The 22,102-nt window shown below is 57.0% G+C and carries 21 protein-coding genes; 8 read left to right on the forward strand and 13 right to left on the reverse strand.

All coding sequences use genetic code 11. The features are described 5' to 3' along the window. Nucleotides 1-350: 350 nt before the first annotated feature. The 10 genes from F5984_RS04615 to F5984_RS04660 form a co-directional block, all read right to left on the reverse strand. Nucleotides 351-743, reverse strand: coding sequence for a VOC family protein (locus tag F5984_RS04615; RefSeq protein WP_152123054.1), 393 nt, complete (start codon nucleotides 741-743; stop codon nucleotides 351-353). A 31-nt stretch (nucleotides 744-774) separates the two neighbouring features. Then, entirely contained in the window at nucleotides 775-1,725 is a 951-nt protein-coding gene (locus F5984_RS04620; protein ID WP_152123055.1) for a glycosyltransferase, read from the reverse strand. Between the two features lie 44 nt (nucleotides 1,726-1,769). Further along, the gene (locus tag F5984_RS04625) at nucleotides 1,770-3,431 is read right to left on the reverse strand and encodes a carboxylesterase/lipase family protein (protein WP_152123056.1); all 1,662 of its coding nucleotides are present in this window, start codon (nucleotides 3,429-3,431) and stop codon (nucleotides 1,770-1,772) included. 111 nt (nucleotides 3,432-3,542) lie between these two features. Continuing rightward, complete coding sequence (locus F5984_RS04630) at nucleotides 3,543-4,571, reverse strand: glycosyltransferase family 9 protein (RefSeq protein WP_152123057.1); 1,029 nt, start codon at nucleotides 4,569-4,571, stop codon at nucleotides 3,543-3,545. Between the two features lie 14 nt (nucleotides 4,572-4,585). Beyond that, nucleotides 4,586-5,554: a glycosyltransferase family 2 protein gene (locus F5984_RS04635; RefSeq protein WP_152123058.1), complete on the reverse strand. Its 969-nt coding sequence runs from the start codon at nucleotides 5,552-5,554 to the stop codon at nucleotides 4,586-4,588. A gap of 33 nt (nucleotides 5,555-5,587) precedes the next feature. Then, nucleotides 5,588-7,456 carry a carbamoyltransferase family protein gene (locus F5984_RS04640; RefSeq protein ID WP_152123059.1) on the reverse strand — a complete coding sequence of 623 codons (1,869 nt, stop codon included), beginning with the start codon at nucleotides 7,454-7,456 and terminating at the stop codon, nucleotides 5,588-5,590. 30 nt (nucleotides 7,457-7,486) lie between these two features. Then, complete coding sequence (locus tag F5984_RS04645) at nucleotides 7,487-8,635, reverse strand: glycosyltransferase family 9 protein (RefSeq protein WP_152123060.1); 1,149 nt, start codon at nucleotides 8,633-8,635, stop codon at nucleotides 7,487-7,489. Next, nucleotides 8,632-9,198 (reverse strand): D-glycero-alpha-D-manno-heptose-1,7-bisphosphate 7-phosphatase, encoded by a 567-nt coding sequence (locus F5984_RS04650; protein ID WP_152123061.1) that lies wholly within the window; start codon nucleotides 9,196-9,198, stop codon nucleotides 8,632-8,634. Before F5984_RS04650 ends, F5984_RS04645 begins: the two co-directional genes overlap by 4 nt. Then, nucleotides 9,195-10,517: a glycosyltransferase family 4 protein gene (locus F5984_RS04655; RefSeq protein ID WP_152123062.1), complete on the reverse strand. Its 1,323-nt coding sequence runs from the start codon at nucleotides 10,515-10,517 to the stop codon at nucleotides 9,195-9,197. Before F5984_RS04655 ends, F5984_RS04650 begins: the two co-directional genes overlap by 4 nt. Before the next feature lie 295 nt (nucleotides 10,518-10,812). Next, complete coding sequence (locus F5984_RS04660) at nucleotides 10,813-11,559, reverse strand: hypothetical protein (RefSeq protein ID WP_152123063.1); 747 nt, start codon at nucleotides 11,557-11,559, stop codon at nucleotides 10,813-10,815. A 184-nt stretch (nucleotides 11,560-11,743) separates the two neighbouring features. On the opposite strand from F5984_RS04660, the gene F5984_RS04665 reads away from it, so the two are divergent. From F5984_RS04665 to F5984_RS04695, 7 genes are all read left to right on the forward strand, one after another. Further along, nucleotides 11,744-14,821 carry an amidohydrolase family protein gene (locus F5984_RS04665; RefSeq protein ID WP_152123064.1) on the forward strand — a complete coding sequence of 1,026 codons (3,078 nt, stop codon included), beginning with the start codon at nucleotides 11,744-11,746 and terminating at the stop codon, nucleotides 14,819-14,821. Nucleotides 14,822-14,845: 24 nt separating this feature from the next. Beyond that, nucleotides 14,846-15,100: a hypothetical protein gene (locus tag F5984_RS04670; RefSeq protein WP_152123065.1), complete on the forward strand. Its 255-nt coding sequence runs from the start codon at nucleotides 14,846-14,848 to the stop codon at nucleotides 15,098-15,100. Next, nucleotides 15,085-15,369, forward strand: coding sequence for a type II toxin-antitoxin system RelE/ParE family toxin (locus F5984_RS04675; protein ID WP_152123066.1), 285 nt, complete (start codon nucleotides 15,085-15,087; stop codon nucleotides 15,367-15,369). The genes F5984_RS04670 and F5984_RS04675 overlap by 16 nt, the downstream gene beginning before the upstream one ends. A 5-nt stretch (nucleotides 15,370-15,374) precedes the next feature. Continuing rightward, entirely contained in the window at nucleotides 15,375-16,679 is a 1,305-nt protein-coding gene (locus F5984_RS04680; RefSeq protein WP_152123067.1) for an amidohydrolase family protein, read from the forward strand. Nucleotides 16,680-16,855: 176 nt separating this feature from the next. Further along, nucleotides 16,856-17,101, forward strand: a complete 246-nt coding sequence (locus tag F5984_RS04685; protein WP_019987238.1) for a hypothetical protein — start codon at nucleotides 16,856-16,858, stop codon at nucleotides 17,099-17,101. Between the two features lie 135 nt (nucleotides 17,102-17,236). Continuing rightward, complete coding sequence (gene corA / locus F5984_RS04690) at nucleotides 17,237-18,187, forward strand: magnesium/cobalt transporter CorA (protein WP_152123068.1); 951 nt, start codon at nucleotides 17,237-17,239, stop codon at nucleotides 18,185-18,187. 17 nt (nucleotides 18,188-18,204) lie between these two features. Beyond that, entirely contained in the window at nucleotides 18,205-19,026 is an 822-nt protein-coding gene (locus F5984_RS04695) for a mechanosensitive ion channel family protein (protein ID WP_152123069.1), read from the forward strand. Between the two features lie 153 nt (nucleotides 19,027-19,179). On the opposite strand, the gene F5984_RS04700 is transcribed toward F5984_RS04695, so the two are convergent. The 3 genes from F5984_RS04700 to F5984_RS04710 form a co-directional block, all read right to left on the reverse strand. Next, nucleotides 19,180-19,578, reverse strand: a complete 399-nt coding sequence (locus F5984_RS04700; protein ID WP_152123070.1) for a Dabb family protein — start codon at nucleotides 19,576-19,578, stop codon at nucleotides 19,180-19,182. 71 nt (nucleotides 19,579-19,649) lie between these two features. After that, nucleotides 19,650-20,948 carry an alpha/beta hydrolase family protein gene (locus F5984_RS04705; protein WP_152123071.1) on the reverse strand — a complete coding sequence of 433 codons (1,299 nt, stop codon included), beginning with the start codon at nucleotides 20,946-20,948 and terminating at the stop codon, nucleotides 19,650-19,652. A 99-nt stretch (nucleotides 20,949-21,047) separates the two neighbouring features. Next, complete coding sequence (locus F5984_RS04710) at nucleotides 21,048-21,455, reverse strand: hypothetical protein (RefSeq protein WP_152123072.1); 408 nt, start codon at nucleotides 21,453-21,455, stop codon at nucleotides 21,048-21,050. A gap of 139 nt (nucleotides 21,456-21,594) precedes the next feature. Between F5984_RS04710 and yiaA the strand changes: the two genes are divergently transcribed. Beyond that, nucleotides 21,595-22,017 carry an inner membrane protein YiaA gene (gene yiaA, locus F5984_RS04715; protein ID WP_152123073.1) on the forward strand — a complete coding sequence of 141 codons (423 nt, stop codon included), beginning with the start codon at nucleotides 21,595-21,597 and terminating at the stop codon, nucleotides 22,015-22,017. Nucleotides 22,018-22,102 lie beyond the last annotated feature (85 nt).

Raw genomic sequence — 22,102 nt, forward strand, 5'->3', positions numbered from 1 at the left:
TGAAGAAGGCCCGACCCCGGATTCGGTCAGTGGAGGTTAAAGGTTTGGGTAACTAAACCCCAAAATTAGTTAACGTTCGGGACGTATGCTCTCTTATTCAGGTAAGGGCCAATAGTTTCCCGTATTAGCAGCACCTTATTGAACTTTGTTAAGCAAAATTAGGACGGAAAGGGCGCTCCTGGGAATAGGGTAAACCCCAATTTTCGCAAAACTTAGGGTTTACCCTATAGCTTTAGTAGCATAAAAAAGGCCCAAAAAAGGGCCTTTTACGCAGTTGAGAAGTAAGCAGAATTAGTCTGTATTTGTGTCATTCGTGGAAATGACTGATCGGACAGTAACGTTGCCCATCTTCAGGCCGTTATTTCGAGCCGGTTCAGTTCGGGGTCTAGTACCACGCTTTCGTAGTAGCCGTCGCCGGTGCGTCGGGGCTCGCCCGCAATGGTGTAACCGTCGGCCCGGAGCCGCTCGGTAAGGGCGTCCACGTCGGCCTCGCTCCCGACCGAGATCGCCAGGTGAATCAGGCCCGTAAACTGCACCATTGGGTCGTTTTGCGAATCGGGAATGCCCGGCATCTGCATCAGTTCGAGCCGGGGGCCGCCGTCGGGGAACGACAGAAAGTACGACGAAAACCCTTTGCGGGCGTTGGTGTATTTTTCGTTGGGCATCGCCCCGAAATACGTCTGGTAGAAGGTTCGCATTCCTTCGAGGTCGCGCACCCAGATGGCTATGTGTTCAATGCTCATGGGACAAATATGGTCTATTTAAGGTCCCGGTTCACACCGAAGCGGTCAATCGGGAAAAAAGGTGATTCCAGTCCTGCACAAACCGCCCAATTCCGAACCGGGTGCGGGCCAGTTGTTGCGCATTAGCCCCCATGCGGAGGGCTTCGTCGGGGTGGTCAATCAGGTATTGCATCCGGTCGGCCAACACGTCGGGGTCATTTGAAACAAAGCCGTGGATACCGTTTTCGATTACGGTTGGCAGTTCGGTGGTGGCCAGGGCCACAATGGGCATCCCGATGGTCATGGCCTCGATTACGGCCAGGGGTAGGCTGCTGTATCGCATCGGGCTGAACAGAAACCGGTAGTTAGCTACGGTGCGGTGCAGGTCGCGGTAGTGGATTTCGCCCAACCCGCCAATGGCCCCGGCGTCCATCCCGACGGTGGTGAGGGGCACCCGTTTGCGGAGGGTTTCAAACAGGTCGTAGCCGGCAATCCGGCCCCGGTGTTGCATGTTGTTAATCGCGCAAATTCCCTCGGCCCGCTGTCCGGTGTACTGCACCGTGGGGTCGATAGCCACACTGTGCTCGATGACCTCCGCCTGGGCCTGCCCGTTGTCCCACATAAGCCGATTGTACTGCGTTACGTGTACCAGTTGCACGCCTGTGTCGCCAGAGGCCGGGTGTAGCGTGTGCGTGGGGTGTGGTTCGGGCGTATTGTGTTCCAGATAAATACCCGGTAACTGCTGCTGCGTTTCCGACAGAATCTCGACTTTGTCGGTGGTGTAATTGTGCGGAGTCTGGTAGATAATCAGGTCCAGGTCGAGATCCTTCACCCGGTCGGCGGGCACCTCGCGCACGTAATCGGGTAGGGTAGAGCCTTCGCCCCGGCCAATGTACCCCTCCGCCCGGTCGGGCCGGACGGGGAGGTACCAATTGTGTTCGGTTTGGGTAATGGCCGTGAGGTAAGCACCGTGAATGTGCCAGATCAGAATGTTCAATTTCATGGTTTTTCTAACGATTGAGTACTAATGCGGGGCTGCCCGGCCGGTTAAAATTTGCCCAGAGCGCGCCAGAGGGCGAGTTCGTCGGCAAAGCGGTTGTTAATAACCGTGCAGGTCGTGTCGATGCGAAGGGTAGGCCGGGTTTTGAGATTGTAAGTAGGCCATACGGGGCCGTTCTGAAGGCTCGGCTTACCTGTGCGGGCAAAGGAGGTCCAGAGTTCGGCGAAATGGCGCGAGGCCACAAACCGTTCGGGCCGGTTGCCGCCAAAAAAGCTCTCGCGCGGGGCTGACCCATCGCGGGGCATAATCTCGTTGTTGAACTTAAACGAAATGTCCATAGCGTGCGGGGTGCCCATGGCGTAGTCGGTGCCGGGTACTTTTTTCTCCGACTTATACCCGAAATTGTAGAGGTACACCGGCGCCCCGCCCTGCTGCGCTTTTTTCTCGGCAATGTCGACTGAGCCGAGGCCCATCATGGTAATCGACGAAATAGCCACGAAAATATCGGGGGCCGACGCGTCGGGGTTGGCTTTCCGGTACGTGTCGACAATGTTCCGGGCGTTGGCCCCGTAGGTGGGTTCCAGCTTGGCGGGCAGCGTCTCGAAGGTCAGTTTGGTAAACTCGGTGTCTTTACGCTCCCAGGCAAAAAACGTGTATTCGTCTTCGTTCCAGCCCACCAGCAGCGGTTTATTCCGCGAAATAGCCGGTGCCTTCGGGTCGAATGGGTGATGCGGCAGCGCTACGCCATCGACCACCGGCCCGAAGCCGCCCGCTTTCCGGTCCATGGGTGGTTTGGCGTTGTTCTTTTCCAGAAACGGAGCTACAAAGGGCAGTTTAGCTTGTATGGCCAACAAGTCGGCGGCCGGTACGTCGAGCAGCTTCCGCCAGTCTTTGGGGGCAATGTTCAGCTCGCGCAACAGGCGGGTGGTGGTTTCGGCGGCTACGTCTTTGGTGGTCATGCGGACACCCGGCCCGCTTTCGATAGACGCTTTGTTGAAATACGGAGCCGCCGAGGGCATGGTGTACAAACAGGCGGTTTTGGCCCCTCCGCCCGACTCGCCCCAGACCATCACATTGGCCGGGTCGCCCCCAAATTGGGCAATGTTTTCGTGCACCCATTTCAGACCATCAACAATATCGAGCATTCCCATATTGCCCGACCCGGCATAGTCGGGGCCCGCCAGTTCGTCGAGGTACAAAAAGCCCAATAAGCCCAGCCGATGGTTGGTTTCGACCACCACCACGTCGAAGTTACGGGCCAGATTAGCCCCGTCCTGACTGGCCGATGCGCCCGAGCCAATCACGAAACCACCCCCGTGGTTGTAGAACATGACCGGCCGTTTGCGGGTGTCGTTGGCGGGCGTCCAGACGTTGAGAAACAGACAGTCTTCGCTCGGGGCCGGCTCGTTCCGGCGGGGTGCCTGCATGGCGGGCGGGCCTACCTGTAGGGCATCGCGCACACCCGTCCAGGGTTCCAGCGGGGCCGATCGCCGAAACCGGCGGTCGCCCGAAACCCGGCCACCGTAGGGTATGCCTTTGAATACATTGACGCCATCCTGACGCATGCCCCGAACGCGCCCGTAGGCGGTGTCGGTTACGATAAATTCGTCGGCGGTGGCCGGGTGCCCCGAGCTAAGCGAAGGCAGGGCAAGGGCTGAAGTGGTCAGGGCAAGTTGTGCCAGAAAATCTCTTCGGTGAATGGGGCTCATGGAATAAAGGGTTACGCGTACAGGTCTGTTTCTGGAAGCATAAAACGGCCCGAATCTAATTTCGGGGCCAGGGAGCAGCGGCAGCGGCCTGACCACCCCCTAACCCCCTCCTTAGTTCAAGGAGGGGGTTAGGGGGTGGTTGACCCTATCCCGAACAAGCGAAAGCAGCAGGTCGGCAAGGGCGGTGGGAGTAGTGTCGGCTTCCCGAACGGCCCGGTGCCGATGGGTCGCGAGGGGTGCCCATTCGGCGGGGTCTGCAGAGGTGAAAATCACCACGCTGGGTACCTGACAGGCCGTAGCCAGGTGCGACACGCCCGTATCGTTGCTCACAAGTCCAACCGACTGCCGGAGTACAGCCGCCAGTGTGGGGAGGTCGGTTTGGCCGGTCAAATCAACCGCCCGATGGTGCATGTGTTGCTGCACGGTTTGGGCAATGGGCGACTCGGCCCCGGTCCCAGTCAGGACAACGGGTAGACCTGCGGTTGCCAGCCGGTCGGCCACCTGGGCAAACTGCTCGGCGGGCCAGCGTCGGCCCGAAATACCACCAGCGTGGATGCAGACATACGGCTCGTGGAGGGCGTTCAGGGCGTCGGGCAGGGGGAAGTCCGTTGGAGTAGCGGGGAACTCCAGTTCGTAACCCGCCGGTGTCAGGCCCAGAAATTCCATAAGTTGCACGTGCCGGATTACCTCGTGTTCGGGCTGGGGGTACGGCATCCAGAGGTCGGGACTGCCCATTCGTTCGGCGGGTAGGAGCTGAGGGTAGTACCCGGCCACCAGTCGGGCTCCGAACAGGCTCAACATAGCGTTGACAAACGTGCCGTTACCCTGCATCTGAAGGGCTACATCCCACTGCCGGGCCTGCATCTGGGCCAGAAATGCCACCGTTTTTGCCGGGTCGACGGGCTGCTCTGGTAAGCCGGGCCAACCCGGAAACGAAATGAATTCGTCGAAATAGGCCGGAAAAAGCCGTACAAAATCGGCCGCCCAGGGCAGACTAAGCAGGGCAATATGTGCCTGCGGAAACGCCCGGCGCAACGCCCGAAAGGCCGGCACCGAACACAGCAGGTCACCGAGTTTAAGCGCCCGGAACACCACTATTCGTTGTGGGGGCGATTGGAGCATTTGGGTGAGCGTGTTCACGGGGTAGAGACCTTTTACCAAAACCAGACCCGGTGTTTGACCGACCCATAGAGACGCCAGTACACCGACAGAAAAGGCGTTACGGCACTGATAAGCGCATTGCGGGGTAGTTGCGCAACGGGTTGTCCTGCCTGCCGTTGGGCCGTCAGAAAGGCGGTCAGAACCAGCCAGCTCAGGCCACCCGCCCGCACCAGCGCCCGGTTATTTACTGCCACTCCCCCGGCGGTCAGTACGGCACTACCCACCGCACCGTAATAGGCAACTACCAGCCCCCGGTACTGCGGAATGCGTTTGCGAAACAAATGGGGGTAGCGTTTGTACAGCAGCGCATCGTACTGGTTTTTGCGCTCGTTACGCAAGGGGGCTTCCCAGCGGGCGGGTTCCAGTGGGTGCACGATGACCGCATCAGGACAGGGTTCAATCGAAATACCGGCTTCCAGTAAGGCAAACTGAAGGGCGCTGTCTTCGCGCCAGGCCAGATCAAACGATTCGTCAAACCCGCCAACGCGCTCCAGCGCCGACCGCATACAGAAACAGTTGGCCGTCACAAACTCGGCCGATTCGAGCAGGGCGGTGGTGCGGTCGTGGGCCGTAGGGCGGTCGGGGAGGGGCATAATGACCCGGCCGGTCAGTACCGTGGCCCCCGCTTCAAAACCCGCATTGGCTGCGGCTAGCCAGCCCGGTTGCGGAATACAGTCGTCGTCGGTAAAGGCAATAATGCACCCCTCGGCGGCTTGCCAGCCCCGGTTCCGGGCGGCAGCCGGACCCCGACGTTGTACTTGCGGCAGGTATCGAATAGCAAGCCCGGTAGCGTCGGCCGCGGCATCAACGAGATCGGCCGTGGCCAGTTCGTTGCCGTCGTCTACAACCAGAACTTCAAACGCATCGTGAGCAAAGGTTTGCTTGCCGAGGGCGTTCAGGCAACGTTGCAGCAGGTGCGGCCGCCGAAACGTCGGAATTACAACGGAAATAAGCGGTGTCATAAGGGCAGCGGTAAAACGTGGGCGGTAAGGTCGTTATTCGTACAACGGCATAAACTCTTTGGAAACCGCTTCGCTTTGGCGGGCGAAAGCGCCCCCCGTTTTAATGAGCATAAACGACCCAATCACGAGCGCGTCGAGCGGAGAGGTCCAGAACGACTCAATCGCATCGCGGGGGGAGCACACGACCGGTTCGCCCCGGGTGTTGAAGGAGGTGTTGATGAGTACGGGCACGCCCGTTTTGCGTTCAAACGCTTTCAGGAGGGCGTAATACGGCGGATTTTGCCGGGCGTTAACCGTCTGAATCCGGGCGGTTCCGTCGGTATGGGTTACCGCCGGGATGTCGTCCCGTCGTTCGGGGTGGACCTCGTTTACAAACAGCATAAACGTGTTTGGTGTAGATGCTTCCGGCGTATCCACGTCGGACGTGGATATATCCGGTGCGGTACCATTGGCTGACCGGCGGACATTCAGAAAATACCGGTCGGCGGCTTCTTCGAGTACAACCGGGGCTACGGGTCGAAAATCTTCCCGGTCTTTGAGGTCGTTGAGCCGGGCCTGCATCTGGGCCGGAAACGGCGGGGCCAGAATAGAGCGTGCCCCCAACGCCCGTGGACCAAACTCCATACCCTGCTGAAACCACCCGATTATATGCCCATCGGCCAGATAGTCGGCTACCTCATCGGCTACGTTGTCGAGCCGCCGGTAGGGGAGCTTCGACCATTGCAAAAACCGTTCAATATCAGCGTCAGCGTAAGCCGGGCCGAGGTACACGTGCTCCATCTGGTAGGCGCGGGTGTCGGTCTGTCGTCGCTGGGCGTCGATGTGCAGGGCCGCCCCCAGGGCGGTACCGGCGTCGCCCGCGGCTGGCTGAATCCAGATGTTCCGAAAAGGCCCTTCGTCGCGCAGCCGGGCATTCATCACACAGTTCAGCGCGACACCCCCCGCCAGGCAAAGGGTGTCGGCACCGGTACGTTGGTGAAGCCACTCAATCAGGTGTAGTACGGTTTCTTCAAGGACCTGTTGCAGCGAATGGGCAATGTCGAAATGCAGCGAACCAAGGTCGCTCCCTTTGTCGCGGGCCGGGCCAAACTGAGCCACAAAATCGGGTTTGTTGATGGTGTACTGCCCGTCGGGACCGAGGTGAATGAGGTTACGGAAGTAGTCGGTATAGCGGGGTTGGCCAAACGACGCCAGCGCCATCACTTTGTATTCGTCCGACGAGCGCAGAAAGCCCAGGTAATCGGTCATGTCTTCGTACAAAAGGCCCAGCGAATGCGGCAGTTTCACGTCGCCGATGAGGTCAAGCCTGTTGCCTTCGCCGAGCCAGTAGCTGGTGGTGGCCGTTTCGCCCCGCCCATCAATCACCAGCACGGCGGCTTTGGTGTAGGGGCTGGGTAAAAAGGCACTGGCCGCGTGCGCCAGGTGGTGATTCACAAAATGCCACGGCCCGAGCGTAGAAAGCGAGGCTCCCCGAAACCGTTTGGCCAGGTGAAGCGGCACGCCATCGACCAGGTGGCCGGGCGCATTCAGAATTGAAGCCAGAAACAGACCCTCGTAAGGGTTCTGCCAGTTATCGCCTGCGTGGTCTGGGTTGATGCGTTGCCCAATCGCTTCCGGTCGAAACGGAATCTGAACAGTAAGTGTATCTGGCTGCCCGCCCAGCAACGGCATGGGGTCGAAAGAGTACGTAATATGGTCGACATCGGTGAGTTGAATACCGGCTTTTCGGAGGCAAAAATCAATGGCATGGTAGGGCAGTTCCCAAGTTGAAAAAGGCACGGGTCGCTTGCCGTGCTTGATGTGGGTGAACCGTTCTTCTTCGGCGGCTGCCAGCACCACCCCGTCGCAGACGAGGGCCGCTGCCGGGTCGTGAAAAGCCGCGTTGATTCCTAAAGTGTACATAACGTTGGCGGGTCGAGCCCGTAGTTTTGGTTAAAAGGTTGTCGGTTGCAAACCGGCTATTTCGGGCAAACGGGCGCTTTTTGGCCCCCAATCTCGCTGCCGGTCGGTAAGTAGCTCGGCGATGGCCTGCACCAGCCGGTTGGGGGTTGCTTTGGGCAGGGCCGGTTCGGGAAATTGCTGTAACAGCACGTTGCTGCTTCGTAAATGGGGGGGCACCTCCATGTACAGAACCCGGTTGGGTACCATCCAGGGTGTGTGTTGGGGGTTGGTTTTGGCATAGGCTACCACCACAGGCGTACCCACGGCCGCGGCAATATGCACGGGGCCGGTATTGTTGGCGAGTAGCACCGGGGCGTCGGCTACGAGGGCGCAAAAAGCCGGTAAGGGCAATGTGCCCGCCAGATTAAACGCCCCCCGCCCGATTTGCTCCCCGATTGATTGCACGTAAGCCCGTTCGTCGGCGCTTCCGGTCAGCCCTACCTGAATACCTTGTGCCGTCAGTTGGCGGCCCACTTCGGCAAATTCCCCGGCTGGGTATCGTCGTTTTTCTTCGCTGACGCCCGCATGAAGCAACACCCAGGGACGGCTTCGGTCGAGGCCGATTTGTCCGAGCAGGTGCCGGGCCTGCGTGGGTGCTTCGGCTGGGATTCGGAGTGTTAACTGCTCGTTGTTCGTGGTGGCACCAATGGTTCTGACCAAATCCAGTTGGCGCGTCACCTCGTGCCGGGTCGCTACGAGCACTTCGGGGTCGGGTACCCAATCGGTAATCAGGTGGTAAGGGTTCTCGCGGCAATGGCCCAGCACCCGCCGAATCTGCGCCATGTAACACAGTATCGCCATCGGGAGGGGGTTCTGGCTTTGCACCGTAAACACCACCGCAGCATCGAACCGGCCCGCCCGTAGCGTTTGGGCTATGTCGAACAAAGCTTGCGGGTCGGCCGGTGTCTGCTCCGATTTTACCCACGGCAGGTCAATCGTCAGCACCTCGTCGATGTCGGGGATAAGCCCGGCCACCGCCCGCCCGGCCGATGAGGTCAGCAGAGTGAGATGGCAGCCGGGAAACGACGTTTTGAGGGCCCGAAAAGCGGGGGTCGTCATGAGTACATCGCCCAGATTATCGGGACGGGCGCACAAAATGCGCCAGCCGTCGGCCCAGGGTTGGTGCGTAGCTCTGTTCATAGTAATGGCTGGGAGGTGGGCTGATACCGAAGAATCTGCCCGGCGGCTTCCTGTAAGCTGCTGACCCGAACCGTTGGGGTTCGGTACGGCCCCGCCAGCCACTCGGTTTCGTGACCCCGGTCTACCAGAACGGTTCGGCAGCCCGCCCGGTTGCCGGCTTCCACGTCGTTCAGAATATCGCCCACCATCCACGACGCGCTCAGGTCAATGGCCAGTTCGTTGGCAGCCTGCCGGAGCATGCCCGGTTGGGGTTTCCGGCAATTGCAGCCGGGTTCCGCGTCGGGAGCGTGGTGGGGGCAGTAGTAAAACCCGTCGAAAACCACTCCCGCCGGCGCTACTTCGTCGGCCAGCCGCTGCCACACGGCCGTCAGGGCGGATTCGGCAAAGTACCCCCGCGCCACCCCCGACTGGTTAGAGACCACCACCAGCCGGTAGCCCGCCGTTTGCAAGGTCCGCAGCGCCCCTACCGCATCGGGGTAGAACGTAATCCGGTTGGGGTCGACGTTATACGGCACATCGACGATGAGGGTACCGTCTTTGTCCAGAAAAATAGCTTTGTTCATGCCTTTGGGGCCAGTACTATGGTTTTGTCGGCGGAGGCCATAGCGGGTAGTAGGGGCAGATGAATAGGGGAGGGACCAACGGACTTGCTTGGCCCGATTCGTCTGTAAAGGGCGAGCGTTTGCTCGGCTACGTGTTGCCAGGTATAGTGTTGCCCCACATGCCGGATGGCTTCTTCGCCCAGCAGCGTGCGGAGGTGCTTGCTGTGAATGAGCACCGCCAGTTTAGCGGCCAGGGCTTCGGGCTGGTTGGGCGGCACCAGAAACCCCGTCTCATTGTCGAGCACGGTACATTTAATACCACCCACCGCCGACCCCACCACGGGGGTTCCGCAAGCCATTGATTCAAGCGGGGTAATGCCAAACGGTTCGTACCAGGGCGTGGTCACAAACACGTCGGCGGCACTGTAGTAGTAGCGTAGTTCTTCGCGCTTACGGCTACCCGTAAACGTGACCTGGTGCGATATTCCCTCCTCGTCGGCCAGATGCGCCAGTCGGCCAATTTCGGGGGTACGGCTTGGGTCAGGTGTTTCCGAATCGCCCCCTACCACCAGCAACCGGGCCTGAATACCGTAGTGGCGGCTCATGTACCCCAGCGCCCGGATCACATTGTCGACGCCCTTGCGGGGTACCATGCGGCCCAGTTGCAGAATCATGGGTTCGGGGGTGTCGTGGCCGATCATCAATCGTGCCAGTGCTTTATCAACGGGGTAGAACTGCTCCGGGTTGAACCCGTTCGGAATGGTAACAATGGTTCGCGGATTAGCTCCGTACAGACTCATCATATCCTGCCGGTCCTGCGGGCACAGAGCCACTACCGCGTCGGCTTCGAGCATGGTTTGCCGCTCAATGCTGAACCGTTCGGCCGGAAACCGGTCGGAGGTGCCTTGTAGCTGTCGGCGCACCTCACCCAGCGCGTGAAAGGTAATCGCAAACGGAATCCCCAGCCGGGCTTTGATTTGGCAGGCTACGTAGCCCGACATAAAAAAGTGGGCGTGAATGAGGTCGTACGGGCGCGACTGTGTGCCTATGAACCGAATCATTTGCTCCGTAAACGCATCCATGTGCGGGAGCATATCTTCTTTAGCAACGGGGGCTATCGGCCCGGCCTCGATGTGTACTACCCGGATACCGGGTTGCCACTCAACGAGGGTAGGTAGTGAAGGATCGTCCCAACGGGTAAACACATCGACGTTTGCTCCAAGCTTTGTCAGGTGGAGAGCGAGTTCGGCCACGGCAATGTTCTGGCCACCCGCATCGACCCCGCCCACGGCCGCCAGGGGCGACGCGTGTTCGGAGAGTAAAGCAACAGTAAGATTCATCGATGAGTCGTCTATGAACGACCCCCAACCCGGCGGTAAGGCGTACTCCGAAACGAAAAAGCGGGGTGGAGTTGCTGTTCGTCAGCATCGCTCGTGTTTCGATGAACCCACTTCTTCCGTTTATGTTACCTGTTTGTCTGCTTGGGTTATAGATTAGGTAGTTCGAGTGAGGATTCGGTCCTTGAATGAGGTTTTGGGCCTGATGTCAGTTGAGCGAGTTTTCAGTATTTGACATTCAGACTTCAGATACTAGACGTTAGACGTACTACCATTCTGTAGAGAAGTCTAATAACATTTAATGTCCAGTACTGATGAGCGAGTTGTAATACGCAAATACGTCGGCCATACCGGCTTCTTTTTTGAGGTCCGGTTTCCGGGTTTTTAGATAGGTTTCGATGACGGTTTGCTTGTCGGCCATCAGCTCCAGCAACGCCTTTCGGGTGCCTGCAAACCGGGTAGCCTCGGCTCCGCGGGCTACGTACCATTCCCGTTTCTTGAGCAGTTCTTCATCTTTGGTACCCACGTTGAGGGCCGCGTTGTAGTTGGCGCGCTGGAGAGTAATGCTGTGCCGCTGAAGAAGTTGTAATTTTCCGGGTACGACCTGCTCAAAAAAGCCCCCGAGCTTGTCGGCCTCGCCCTTGTACTCGCGCACGTTGACAAACTGACTCACCGACCCCGCCCGGTTGTTCATCACGAACTGCCGAATACTGGGTGCTTTGGCCGCCCGAACGTCGTTGGCCCCCGCCCGTACCTCTACCTCCTGATGGAGCAGATTGAGCCGAATAGGCACCCCACCGAGTGAGTCGACAGCCCCGATGCGACCGTAAAACCGGATGTTGCCCGCCTGAAACGTGGTGTCGTAATAGGCATCGCCGAGGAGTTTGCCCCGTTCGCCCGCTACTCCAAACAGGACACCGGTCGACGGAACAAGGAGCCCGCTGAAGTTGACCCGGTCGCGGGTGGCACTAAGCATCCCTCCGCTTTGGGCGAAGCCGGGACTTGTTAGCAATATGAATACGAAGAAAATAGACAGTTGACGCATCGGAATAAGGAAGTTTTTGGGCTGATACTGACCCAGAAGGCACCGGATAAGTGATTCATACCTAAAAACGACAAAACGGTGTCTGTCGTTGTGAGCCAAATTTTATTTGGCAGATGGCGTGAAGCGTCCGGTCGTGTTTTGTACTTTTGGGGCTTTGCTACTTATCACTTCTAACAATTTCTTTATGAAAAAACTCGTACTGACGGGGCTGTTAGCCGCTGGACTAACGGCAGTCGGTTGGGCTCAGACTACGTTCCCGCAAAACGGGGTTTACGATGAGCGGCCGGGGGTGTATGCCTTTACGAATGCCACCATTGTGGTAGACCCCAAAACGACGCTGCAAAACGCGACCCTGCTCATCCGCGACGGGCGTGTCGAGGCCGTTGGTACGTCGGTGTCGGTACCGGCTGGTGCGGTCGTGGCCGACCTCAAAGGCCGACGCATTTACCCTTCACTCATTGATCTTGACTCGGACTACGGGATGCCCGAAGTGCGACGGGCAGCCGGCAACAACCGGCTGGCCCCGCAGCTGGAAACCGCCAAAAAAGGGCCGTACTACTGGAATCAGGCTGTGCAGCCCGAAAATGAAGCGGGTCAGCTGTTTAAAGTAACCGGCCCCAAAGCCGACGAACTGCGTAAACTGGGTTTTGGCGCGGTGCTTACTCACCCGCACGATGGCATTGTGCGCGGCACGGGCTCGCTCGTGACCCTGGCCGACGACCGCGAAAACACGGTGGTGCTGAAAAACAACGTGTCGGCGCATTACTCGTTCAATAAAGGTAGCTCAGGGCAGAACTATCCCAACTCGATGATGGGGTCGGTGGCCCTGATCCGGCAGGCTATGTACGATGCCGACTGGTACAAGCGGGCCGGGGCTAAAGAGCAGGCCAACCTCTCGCTCGAAGCTCTCAACCGAATTCAGAACCTGCCTGCCATTTTTGAAGCGGGCGACAAACTGAGTGTGCTCCGGGCCGACAAAATTGGCGATGAGTTCAAGACTCAGTTCATTATCCGGGGTGGTGGCGATGAGTATCAGCGTATCGACGAAATAAAAGGTACGGGAGCCTCGCTGATTATTCCCGTGAACTACCCGCAGGCTTACGATGTGGAAGACGCCTGGGATGCCGATAATGTGGCTCTCTCGGAGCTGAAGCATTGGGAAATGGCCCCAATGAATCCCGGAATGCTGGCCAAAGCAGGTGTTCCGTTTGCCCTGACGAGTGCGGGATTGCGCAACCGCACCGAGTTTATGGCGAATGTTCGGAAGGCGATTGAAAACGGCCTGACCGAGCAACAAGCCCTGGAAGCCCTCACCACGACACCCGCCCGCCTGATTCGGGCCGAAGATATGGTGGGTACGCTGCAACCGGGCCGGATCGCCAACTTCATCATCACGTCGGGCAGCTTGTTTTCGGCCGATAACGTGATCTATGAAAACTGGATTCGGGGTAAGCAGTATGTGGTAAACAACCGCAACGTGGTTGATCTGCGCGGTAGTTATAACCTGACGCTGACGCCCACAGCCGGTGGTACCCCCCGGAATCTGAAGCTGAACATTTCGGGCAATACCCCCGAGAAACCGGAGTACCAGGTTGTGGTGAGCGATACCGTTAAGTTGACGCCTAAAGTGGCTGTAGATAACAACGTGGTGTCGATGCAGGTGGCCCTCGACCGTCGGCAACCGGGTGCCCTTACCCGCCTGACCGGCTACCGGGACCAAACCTCGTTCCGTGGTGATGGCGAATTGCCCGATGGTAAGCTCGTAACCTGGACGGCCGTCCGCACGGGCGACGCCCCGGCAAGCACTACCACGTCCGCCCGGAGCACGTCTGCCGTGTCCACGTCAGCCGCAGCGTCTATGCTGTATCCGTTTGTGGGGATGGGCAATGCCCAAAAGCCGCAGGCTGAGACGATTCTGATTCGGAACGCTACTGTCTGGACCAACGAAGCCGACGGGATTCTGCAAAATGCCGACGTTCTGGTGACGGGCGGCAAAATTCAGCAGGTAGGCAAAGGGCTTGCGGCCCCGGCTAATGCCCGGACTATCGACGGAACAGGTAAGCACCTGACCACCGGTATCATCGACGAACATTCGCACATCGCCCTCTTATCGGTAAACGAAGGCTCGCAGTCATCGACGGCCGAAGTGCGCATGAGCGACGTGGTCAATTCCGAAGATATCAACATTTACCGGCAACTGGCGGGTGGCGTTACCGCGTCGCAACTGCTGCACGGTTCGGCCAATGCCATTGGTGGGCAGTCGGCGCTGGTAAAACTGAAGTGGGGTGAGTCGCCGGAGAACATGCTGATTAAAGGGGCTGATGGTTTCATCAAGTTTGCCCTGGGCGAGAACGTGAAGCAGGCGAACTGGGGCGATGCTAACCGAGTGCGTTTCCCACAGACCCGTATGGGCGTGGAGCAGGTGTACATGGATCACTTCATCCGGGCGCGGGAGTACCTGAAAAGCTGGGCCGCTTACAACGCCCTCAAAGGCAAGGCGAAGGAGCAGGCTGTAGCCCCCCGCCGGGACATTGAACTTGATGCGCTGGGCGAAATTCTGGAGAAGAAGCGGTTTATCACCTGTCACTCGTATGTGCAGTCGGAGATTAACATGCTCATGAAAGTGGCCGACTCGCTCGGGTTCAAGGTAAACACCTTCACGCACATTCTGGAAGGCTATAAAGTAGCCGATAAGATGGCCAAGCACGGGGTAGGTGGCTCGTCGTTTGCCGACTGGTGGGCTTACAAAATGGAGGTGAAAGATGCCATTCCGTACAACGCAGCCCTTATGCACCGGCAGGGGGTATTGGTATCTATCAACTCAGACGATGCCGAAATGGCCCGCCGACTCAATCAGGAGGCTGCCAAAACCGTTGAATATGGTGGGGTAAGCGAAGCGGATGCCTGGAAAATGGTCACACTGAACCCTGCCAAGCTGCTGCACCTCGACAACCGTTTGGGCAGTATCCGGCCGGGTAAAGATGCCGATCTGGTACTCTGGAATGCGCATCCGCTGTCGATTTACGCGCGTCCTGAGAAAACCATCATCGAAGGAGCCGTGTATTTCGACTTGCAGGCCGAAGACGCCAAGCGCGATGCCCTACAGGCTGAGCGTGCCCGGATTATCCAGAAAATGATTGCCTCAAAAGCAGGTGGTTCGCCGACGCAGCGGCCCAATTTCCGTCGGCAGCGTATGTGGCACTGTGAGGATATCGAAGGGCTCATGGCTGAAGGCGAAGAAGCCGACAATGCCGGAAAATAATTGTAACTTTCATCTGCAAGCACGTTGAAACAGACTATGGAAGCCACTGATCTCAAAAACACAATTCACCAACTGGTCGACAGTGTTCATAACGAGCGTACGCTGGTGAATTTGTACGAGCTGGTCGCCCTGGTGGTGGAGCAGCAGGATTTGCCCCTGGACACCGACACCGCCCTTCTGGAAGAGCGACTGAAACAGGTTCCGGGTCGCATTGATCAAGGTCAGTACACCACCAACGAGCAAATGAAACAACTGACAAAAGAGTGGCTCTCCAAATAATCTGGACCGATGAAGCCAAAGAGGAGTTCCGACAGACGGTTGCCTATTTGTTGGACGCCTTTGGGGATGAAGTGACCGAAAAACACACAGATAAACTGTACCATACGCTCGAAACCTTGTCGCAGATGCCTTTCATTGGAAAACGACACGCCGAAGTTCCGGCTATCAGACAACAGGTAGTACGACCCTATACGGTGGTGTGCTACACGGTGGTGGAGGAATTTTTAGTCGTTGTTAATTTGAAAGACTCGCGCAAAGGGGGGCGTTAACCATCATGAGACATTTCTTTCTTTCAATATTAGCTCTGACCACCTTCGGGAAGGTATGGGCGCAAAACCCCGCCCCGGCCAAACCGCAGACGCGGGCCATTGCCCTCATGGGGGCTACCATTCACGTTGGCGATGGCCGCGTGATTCAGAACGGACTGATTACGTTCGACAAGGGCGTGATCACAGCCGTGGGCGATGCAAGCACCGTTCGGGTCAACCGCAACGAAGTTGATGTGATTGACCTCACCGGCAAGCACATTTACCCCGGCCTAATCTCGCCCGCGTCGTTGGTGGGTTTGCAGGAGGTAGCCTCGGTACGCGCTACCGTCGACTCCCGCGAGATTGGCGAACTGAACCCCAACGTGCGGTCACTGATTGCGTACGATACCGACTCGGAAATCATCCCGACGATTCGCAACAACGGGGTACTTCTCACGCAGGCTATGCCTCTGGGCGGTACGGTATCGGGCTCGTCGTCGATTATGCATACGGATGGCTGGAACTGGGAAGATGCCGTTTTGCGCAAAGACGACGGTATCTGGCTCAACTGGCCGGGCTATTTCGCCCGCAATTTCGACTTCGACACGTTCTCTGTGAGCATCAAGAAGAACGACAAACGGGATGAGGCCATGCGCGCTATCGAAACGGTGTTTGCCGAAGCCAAAGCCTACGCAGCTCTGCCGTCGCCCACGCCCATGAACCTGAAGTTTGAGGCTATGCGTGGCTTGTTTACGGGTCGGCAAAATCTTTATGTGCGGGCCGATCTGGGTAAGGATATTATCGAGGCTGTGCGGTTTGCCAAAGCTGCCGGGGTGCCTAAAGTGGTGATTGTTGGGGGCGAAGAGGCCGACCGGGTAGCTGGTTTCCTCAAAGAAAACAACGTGCCTGTGATTCTGAGCGCTCTGCACCGCCTGCCCAACCGGCAGGATGAAGCTGTTGACCTGCCTTACCGGTTGCCGGGTATTCTGCAAAAAGCGGGCGTACTGGTGGGCCTGAGCTATGCCGAAGAGTGGTGGCGTACGCGTAACCTGCCCTTTTTGGCGGGTACGGCTGCTGGTTTCGGCATCGGCGACCGTGAAGAGGCCCTCAAACTGGTGACCTCCAACACGGCCAGGATTCTCGGAATCGACAATGTGGTGGGCACGCTCGAAACGGGCAAGCAGGCCACCCTGTTTGTGTCGGTTGGCGATGCGCTGGATATGCGGACCAATGTTGTTGAGCACGCGTTTATTCAGGGTCGCAAGGTAAACCTCGACGATAAGCACAAGCGTCTGTACCAGAAGTTCAAGACCAAGTACGGACAGGAATAAGGAGTGATGAACGATGAGTGATAAGCGATGAATGTTTTCGGGCGTCAGCAAGTTTATCACTCATCGTTCATCACTCATCGTTGATAATTCATCGTTTTCTCTGGCTTCCGAAACAATCGCCTTGGGGGAGTGTTCTACCTGCAAAGTAGATTATCAACCCGAATCGAACCAACGTTATGGAAGATCCCGACAAAGAAGACATCCTGCGGGCCAAACAGGCTATTTCGCCTGCGGGCCTGGGCGACCGCTCTGACAAGGCAACCCAATTGCCCGGCAACGACAGCCCGACCGATACGCCCATTGACGACATGAACGTGACCCCCACCGACGAGGTCGTGGGCGAAGACGATAACGAGCCAACTACACACCCCAATCGTAACCGCGATGGCAAGGTAGACATTGGTAAAGGGCCGTATGCGTAGCGGAAGCCCTACTTTGTGGCAAATAGGCAGGCCCAGTCGGTTCAATCGGCTGGGCCTGATTTGTGGAGGGGTAGCTCATTCTCCGTTCTCCTTGCGGCCTTCTCCCTTCTGCCTTCTCCTTTATATCTTTGCCCTATGATTCGCATCTTTCAGCAGGACGAAGCCGCCGTTCGGAAAATTCGGGATATTGACTCGTTTCGGGATACGGAACGCACGCTTTGGGTGGATTTGCAAAATCCGTCTCCCGACGAGCTGACGAGTGTGGAAGAAAAGTTTGATGTCAGCTTTCAGAGCCAGCAGGAGCAGGCCGAGATTGAGAGTAGCTCGCGGTACATCGAAGAAGACGATTACCTGATTGCCAACACCAATTTTCTGGTGCAGGATCGGAAAGGGGGCTACTCCAACGTGCCGGTCAGCTTCATGCTCAAAGACGAACAGCTGTTTACCACCCGCAACGCCGACCTTAAAGCTTTTGCCGATACCGTGAAACGGATTAAGTCGCGCCGGGCCCGGTTTCGCGACGGAGGACAGATCATGCTCTCCATCTTCGAGTCCCGAATCGACTCCGACGCCGACCTCATTGAGAGCATTTCGCAGGAAGTGAAAGCCATTAACAAGCAGCTCGACCTCGATGCCAAGCTTGACCGCGAAATGCTGCTGAACATCAACGACTACCAGGAACTGACCATGACCCTGCGCGAGAGCGTGGTGGATAAGCAACGGGTGATTTCGGCCATGATTCGCTCCAATGGCTGGTTCACCGACGAAGAACAGCAGCAGCTCCGAACCCTGATTAAAGACATCAACTCACTTATTGAACACACCAACTTCATTTTTGAGCGGCTCGAATTTCTGCAGAACACGTTTCTGGGTTTGATCAACCTCGAACAAAACCAGATCATCAAAATCTTCACCGTCTTGTCGCTGGTGTTTTTGCCACCTACGCTCATCGCCAGTATCTACGGGATGAACTTTGCCCACATGCCCGAACTGGGCTGGGATTACGGCTATCTGTTTGCACTCGGGCTGATGGTGTTGTCGTCGGTGGGTACGTATTTGTATTTCCGTAAGCGTAATTGGGTGTAGGCCAACACATTTGTACCATGCTTCGCTTTCCCGATCCATTCAACCAGAATCTGACCCAGTTAGCTACGCAGTACGGTAGTCGCCTTTTCATGGCTGGCCTGCTGACGGTAGGCGGGTATTGGCTCATCAAACTGGTTCTGAATGCAATCGGGCGGGTTTTCAACCGGCAAAAGGTCGACCGGGATATTCAGCCGTTCCTGATTTCGTTGCTGAAGATTGGCCTGCAAATAGCGTTGGTCTTGAGTGTACTCAGTACGCTCGGCGTTGAGACGACGTCATTTATTGCCGTGATTGGTACAGCGGGTTTGGCCGTTGGATTAGCCTTGCAGGGGAGTTTGGCCAATTTTGCCGGTGGCCTGCTGATTCTGGCTTTTAAACCTTTTCGGGTCGGCGACCTGATTGCCGTTCAAACGTTTACGGGGTATGTTGAGGTAGTACATCTGCTCAATACGATTCTGGTCACTACAGATAACCGGACCATTACTATCCCGAACAACGTTCTGACAACCAGCCCAATCACCAACTATTCGCGTATGGGTACTATTCGTATCGACTCGCAGGTGGTGGTAGACCGCTCATACTCCGTGCCCCAAATCCGAACGCTCATTCAGGACGCCGTTGCGACCTGTCCGCAGGCCTTGCCTGATCGTAAGGCTGATGTGTTGGTGAATAAGCTGACCGATAGCGGTATCCAGCTTGATGTGCGGGTGTGGTGCAAAATTGACCACATTGGGCAAACCAATTATGCTGTGCAGGAGGCCATTGCCGGGGCATTTGCCCGCGAGGGTATCGAAGGCCCCCGCAATGAAATCAATGTACTCCGGTTCAAAACGGAGTAATTGAGAGAGAGCGATCTTTGAAGTGCTCTGTCCGGGCCTGGTATCAGTCACCAGCCTTACCCAATACATACAAAAGCTCCGAAGGGGCGTAACCATTGATAAGCTGTCTCAGTTACGCCCCTTCGGAGCTTTACTAACTTACAATTATACTCTTTACTTCTCCGCCCAGTAATCGACTACAAACACTTTGTCGAGGTGGGGGCCAAGTACCTTACCGAATGCCTTGTGGGCAGGGTGGGGCAGGTAAACCGCCCGGCCAGCCTCGCTGTCGAAGGTCAGGAAAAAAGCATGGGTGTATCCCTGATTGAGGTTTTCGGGGCTGTTGTTGGTGCCCCACTCAAAATCTTTGATTTCCTTAATCTGGCTCGGCAAGGCGCGGAAAGCATCTTCCACTTTCTTAATGTCGGCCGGCGTGGCAGAGTCTTTAAACTTAAAAAAGACAGCGTGACGGAGCATACGGGCAGTTTTTTTAGGAGGATTATCGTTGTCAGATGCGAGCGAAACAGAAAGGCTTAGGGCGGCCATCAGAACCGTAAACAGAAACTTGCGCATAGAAAAGATTGGTTAACTGAGTTATCGGCCCACAAGTTAGCCATCAGATGGTAGCGGGCCAAGTGTTGGACTCAGGGCTTATCGTGTCGCAGTTCAAGACCCACGGCCGAACGGGGTTTGAAACCCGTCCAGGCACCCTCATTGGGCGATAAGGGCAGGGTAAGGTATTTGGCGTAGTCGAGTTTTTTGAGGTGTAACCCCAAAAAGGCCGTTACAAAATGCTGATTGATGTTGTTGATGCGTCGCTCGTTCCAGGCGGGTTCGGCATAGCGGTAGTACTCATCAAAATGCAGCCCCGGTTTGAGCGATTCGACTGGCGGTGGGTTGGGAGCTACGTTGTGCCGGGCGTTGAGATACGTAAGCAGGTACCGGTCGGCGTTGACGGCCCCGTCATAAATAGCCTTGATGCCTTTTTCGTAGCCCGAAATATCGTCTTTGCTACCAGCAATAAACAGGGTCGGCACTTTCAGACCAGCCAGACCTTCGGCATCCCACACCCCCCGTTCCATACCCCAGGGGGCAAACGCTACGGCTACCTTGATGCGCGGGTCAATGGATGTTTTGTAGGCCGGGTTTGCCGTGGTTCGAATATCGAGGGCGTTGCTTCCACCGCTCAACTGCCCAAACGTTTTAGCTGCCTGTGCGCTGTAGCCAGCTCCTACTACGTTGAGGGCTCCGTAACCGCCCATCGAGTAGCCAATGAGGGCCGTATTGTCCGAATCGACCAGGCCCGCCAGAAACGATTGGCTGTTTTTAGCACCGAGCCGGGCTATTTCGTTCAGTACAAACAAGTCGTCGAGCGAGCGGTTGAGGAGTGTGCTGGCAAAGCCACCCGCATCCCGGAAGGTCGATTCGGCATGGTCAATACCCACCACCACGTAGCCTTTCGAGGCCAGATTTTCGGTGAGGTAGGTAAACAGCAGCCGCGACCCCAGGTAGCCATGCGACACAATCACGAGCGGGTATGCGCCTGTGGCGGGGTCAGGCTCGGCATCGCGCAGGGCGCGTCCGGCAAACGTAAACGGAATAAGCGGGCGCTTGGGGTCGTTAGAACTACCCATTACCTGATCATACACGACGCGTTCGGTTTTGCCCGCCGGAATCCGGGCCGGGTACCAGATTTCGAGCGTCAGTTTCCGGTCGTAACGGGGAGTTTGACCGCCTTTGCTCCGAAGCACGTCGAGCTGGTCGGGGTGGGTGACGGTCAGGGTTCGGACCCCGACTGAGTGATTGCCGCGCGCGGCCAATTCGGGGGCGTCGGGCAAGAGGTCACCAAAAACAAACGCATCGTTGGAGGCTTGCGCCCAGGCTGCCGCCGAATAGAACACAAGGCCCAGTAGCAGGCCGATGAAACGGGAAGAGAGTAGCATGAAGCAGGTACGATTTAGGAAACCGGGCCATTGAGGCCAAACTGGCCCCTAAAATAGCGTAAAATGAGCGATTCCGTCGGTCTGCTTGCGCGCTTCGTGCTATTCTTTTACGTCGGGTGGGCCGTATTTCGCATCGCGCAGAGCCACCCAATCGCGGGCGCTACCACCAGCCGCAAAAAAGTCGTCTTCGTCCTGCAACTCCTGATCCCAGCTAAACTCGGCCTTGAATTTACCCTGTGCCGTCAGGTCGATCTGGAGCCGGTTGGCGCGGGGTTCATTGGCGTTTTTGCGGAGCAGATACAAGGCCCGCACTACGTCGGTTACCTCGTCCGGGAAATCGGTATCGAGCACCTTCAGCTCATTCGTTGCGGTCAGGTAGGTTCCATCAAACTCAATATCGGTGCCATCGGTCAGGATCTGCACGTTCAGGCGGGCAATGAGCCATTCGTCGCGTATAGCCGAGCTGATAGCGTCTGTCAGTACGTTGAAAATGTCGTTGTGAGTCATAGACGTGGTTAATTGGTCCGTGTAGTTTAACCGAAAAATAGAGGTCTCTTGTTCGTTTTGCCGTTCAGAAAGTCTTTTTTGTCGAGTATTCAGAAAATGAGGAGTTTAGCGGCCAATCAAAACCCTTTACCAATATTGTATGAACCAGAAACCCTCTGCCGCTTTTGTCGGAGCCTCGTGGGTAGCCTTAGGAGCCGGTATGGCTGGCTACCTGATCGGGCTTTGGCGTTCCGACCTGCTCCTCAACGAAAAGGGGTACTATTTCACCATTCTGATGTACGGCTTGTTTGCCGTGGTGTCGGTACAGAAAAGTGTCCGCGACCGTCTGGAGGGCATTCCCGTGACGGACATTTACTACAGTATTTGCTGGTTTTCGACGGTTCTGGCCATTGTTCTCCTAACGGTGGGCCTGTGGAACGCGACTATGCTGCCCAGCGAGAAAGGGTTTTATGCCTTTGCGTTTCTGCTGGCTTTGTTCGGAGCCATTGCGGTGCAGAAAAACACCCGCGATAGTCAGGTGCCCAACGAAGCCGACACGGCCCGTAAACGTTCGGTTGTGTAACGCGATGTCCGGAGCGCTTATCGTAGCTTACCTGAAACGTCTCGCCTTCAAACTGTTCGATTTGGCGTAATTTTGGGACCTTCGT

Origin of the sequence: Rudanella paleaurantiibacter (genome assembly GCF_009184635.1) — a bacterium.
Classification (GTDB): Bacteria; Bacteroidota; Bacteroidia; order Cytophagales; family Spirosomataceae; genus Rudanella; species Rudanella paleaurantiibacter.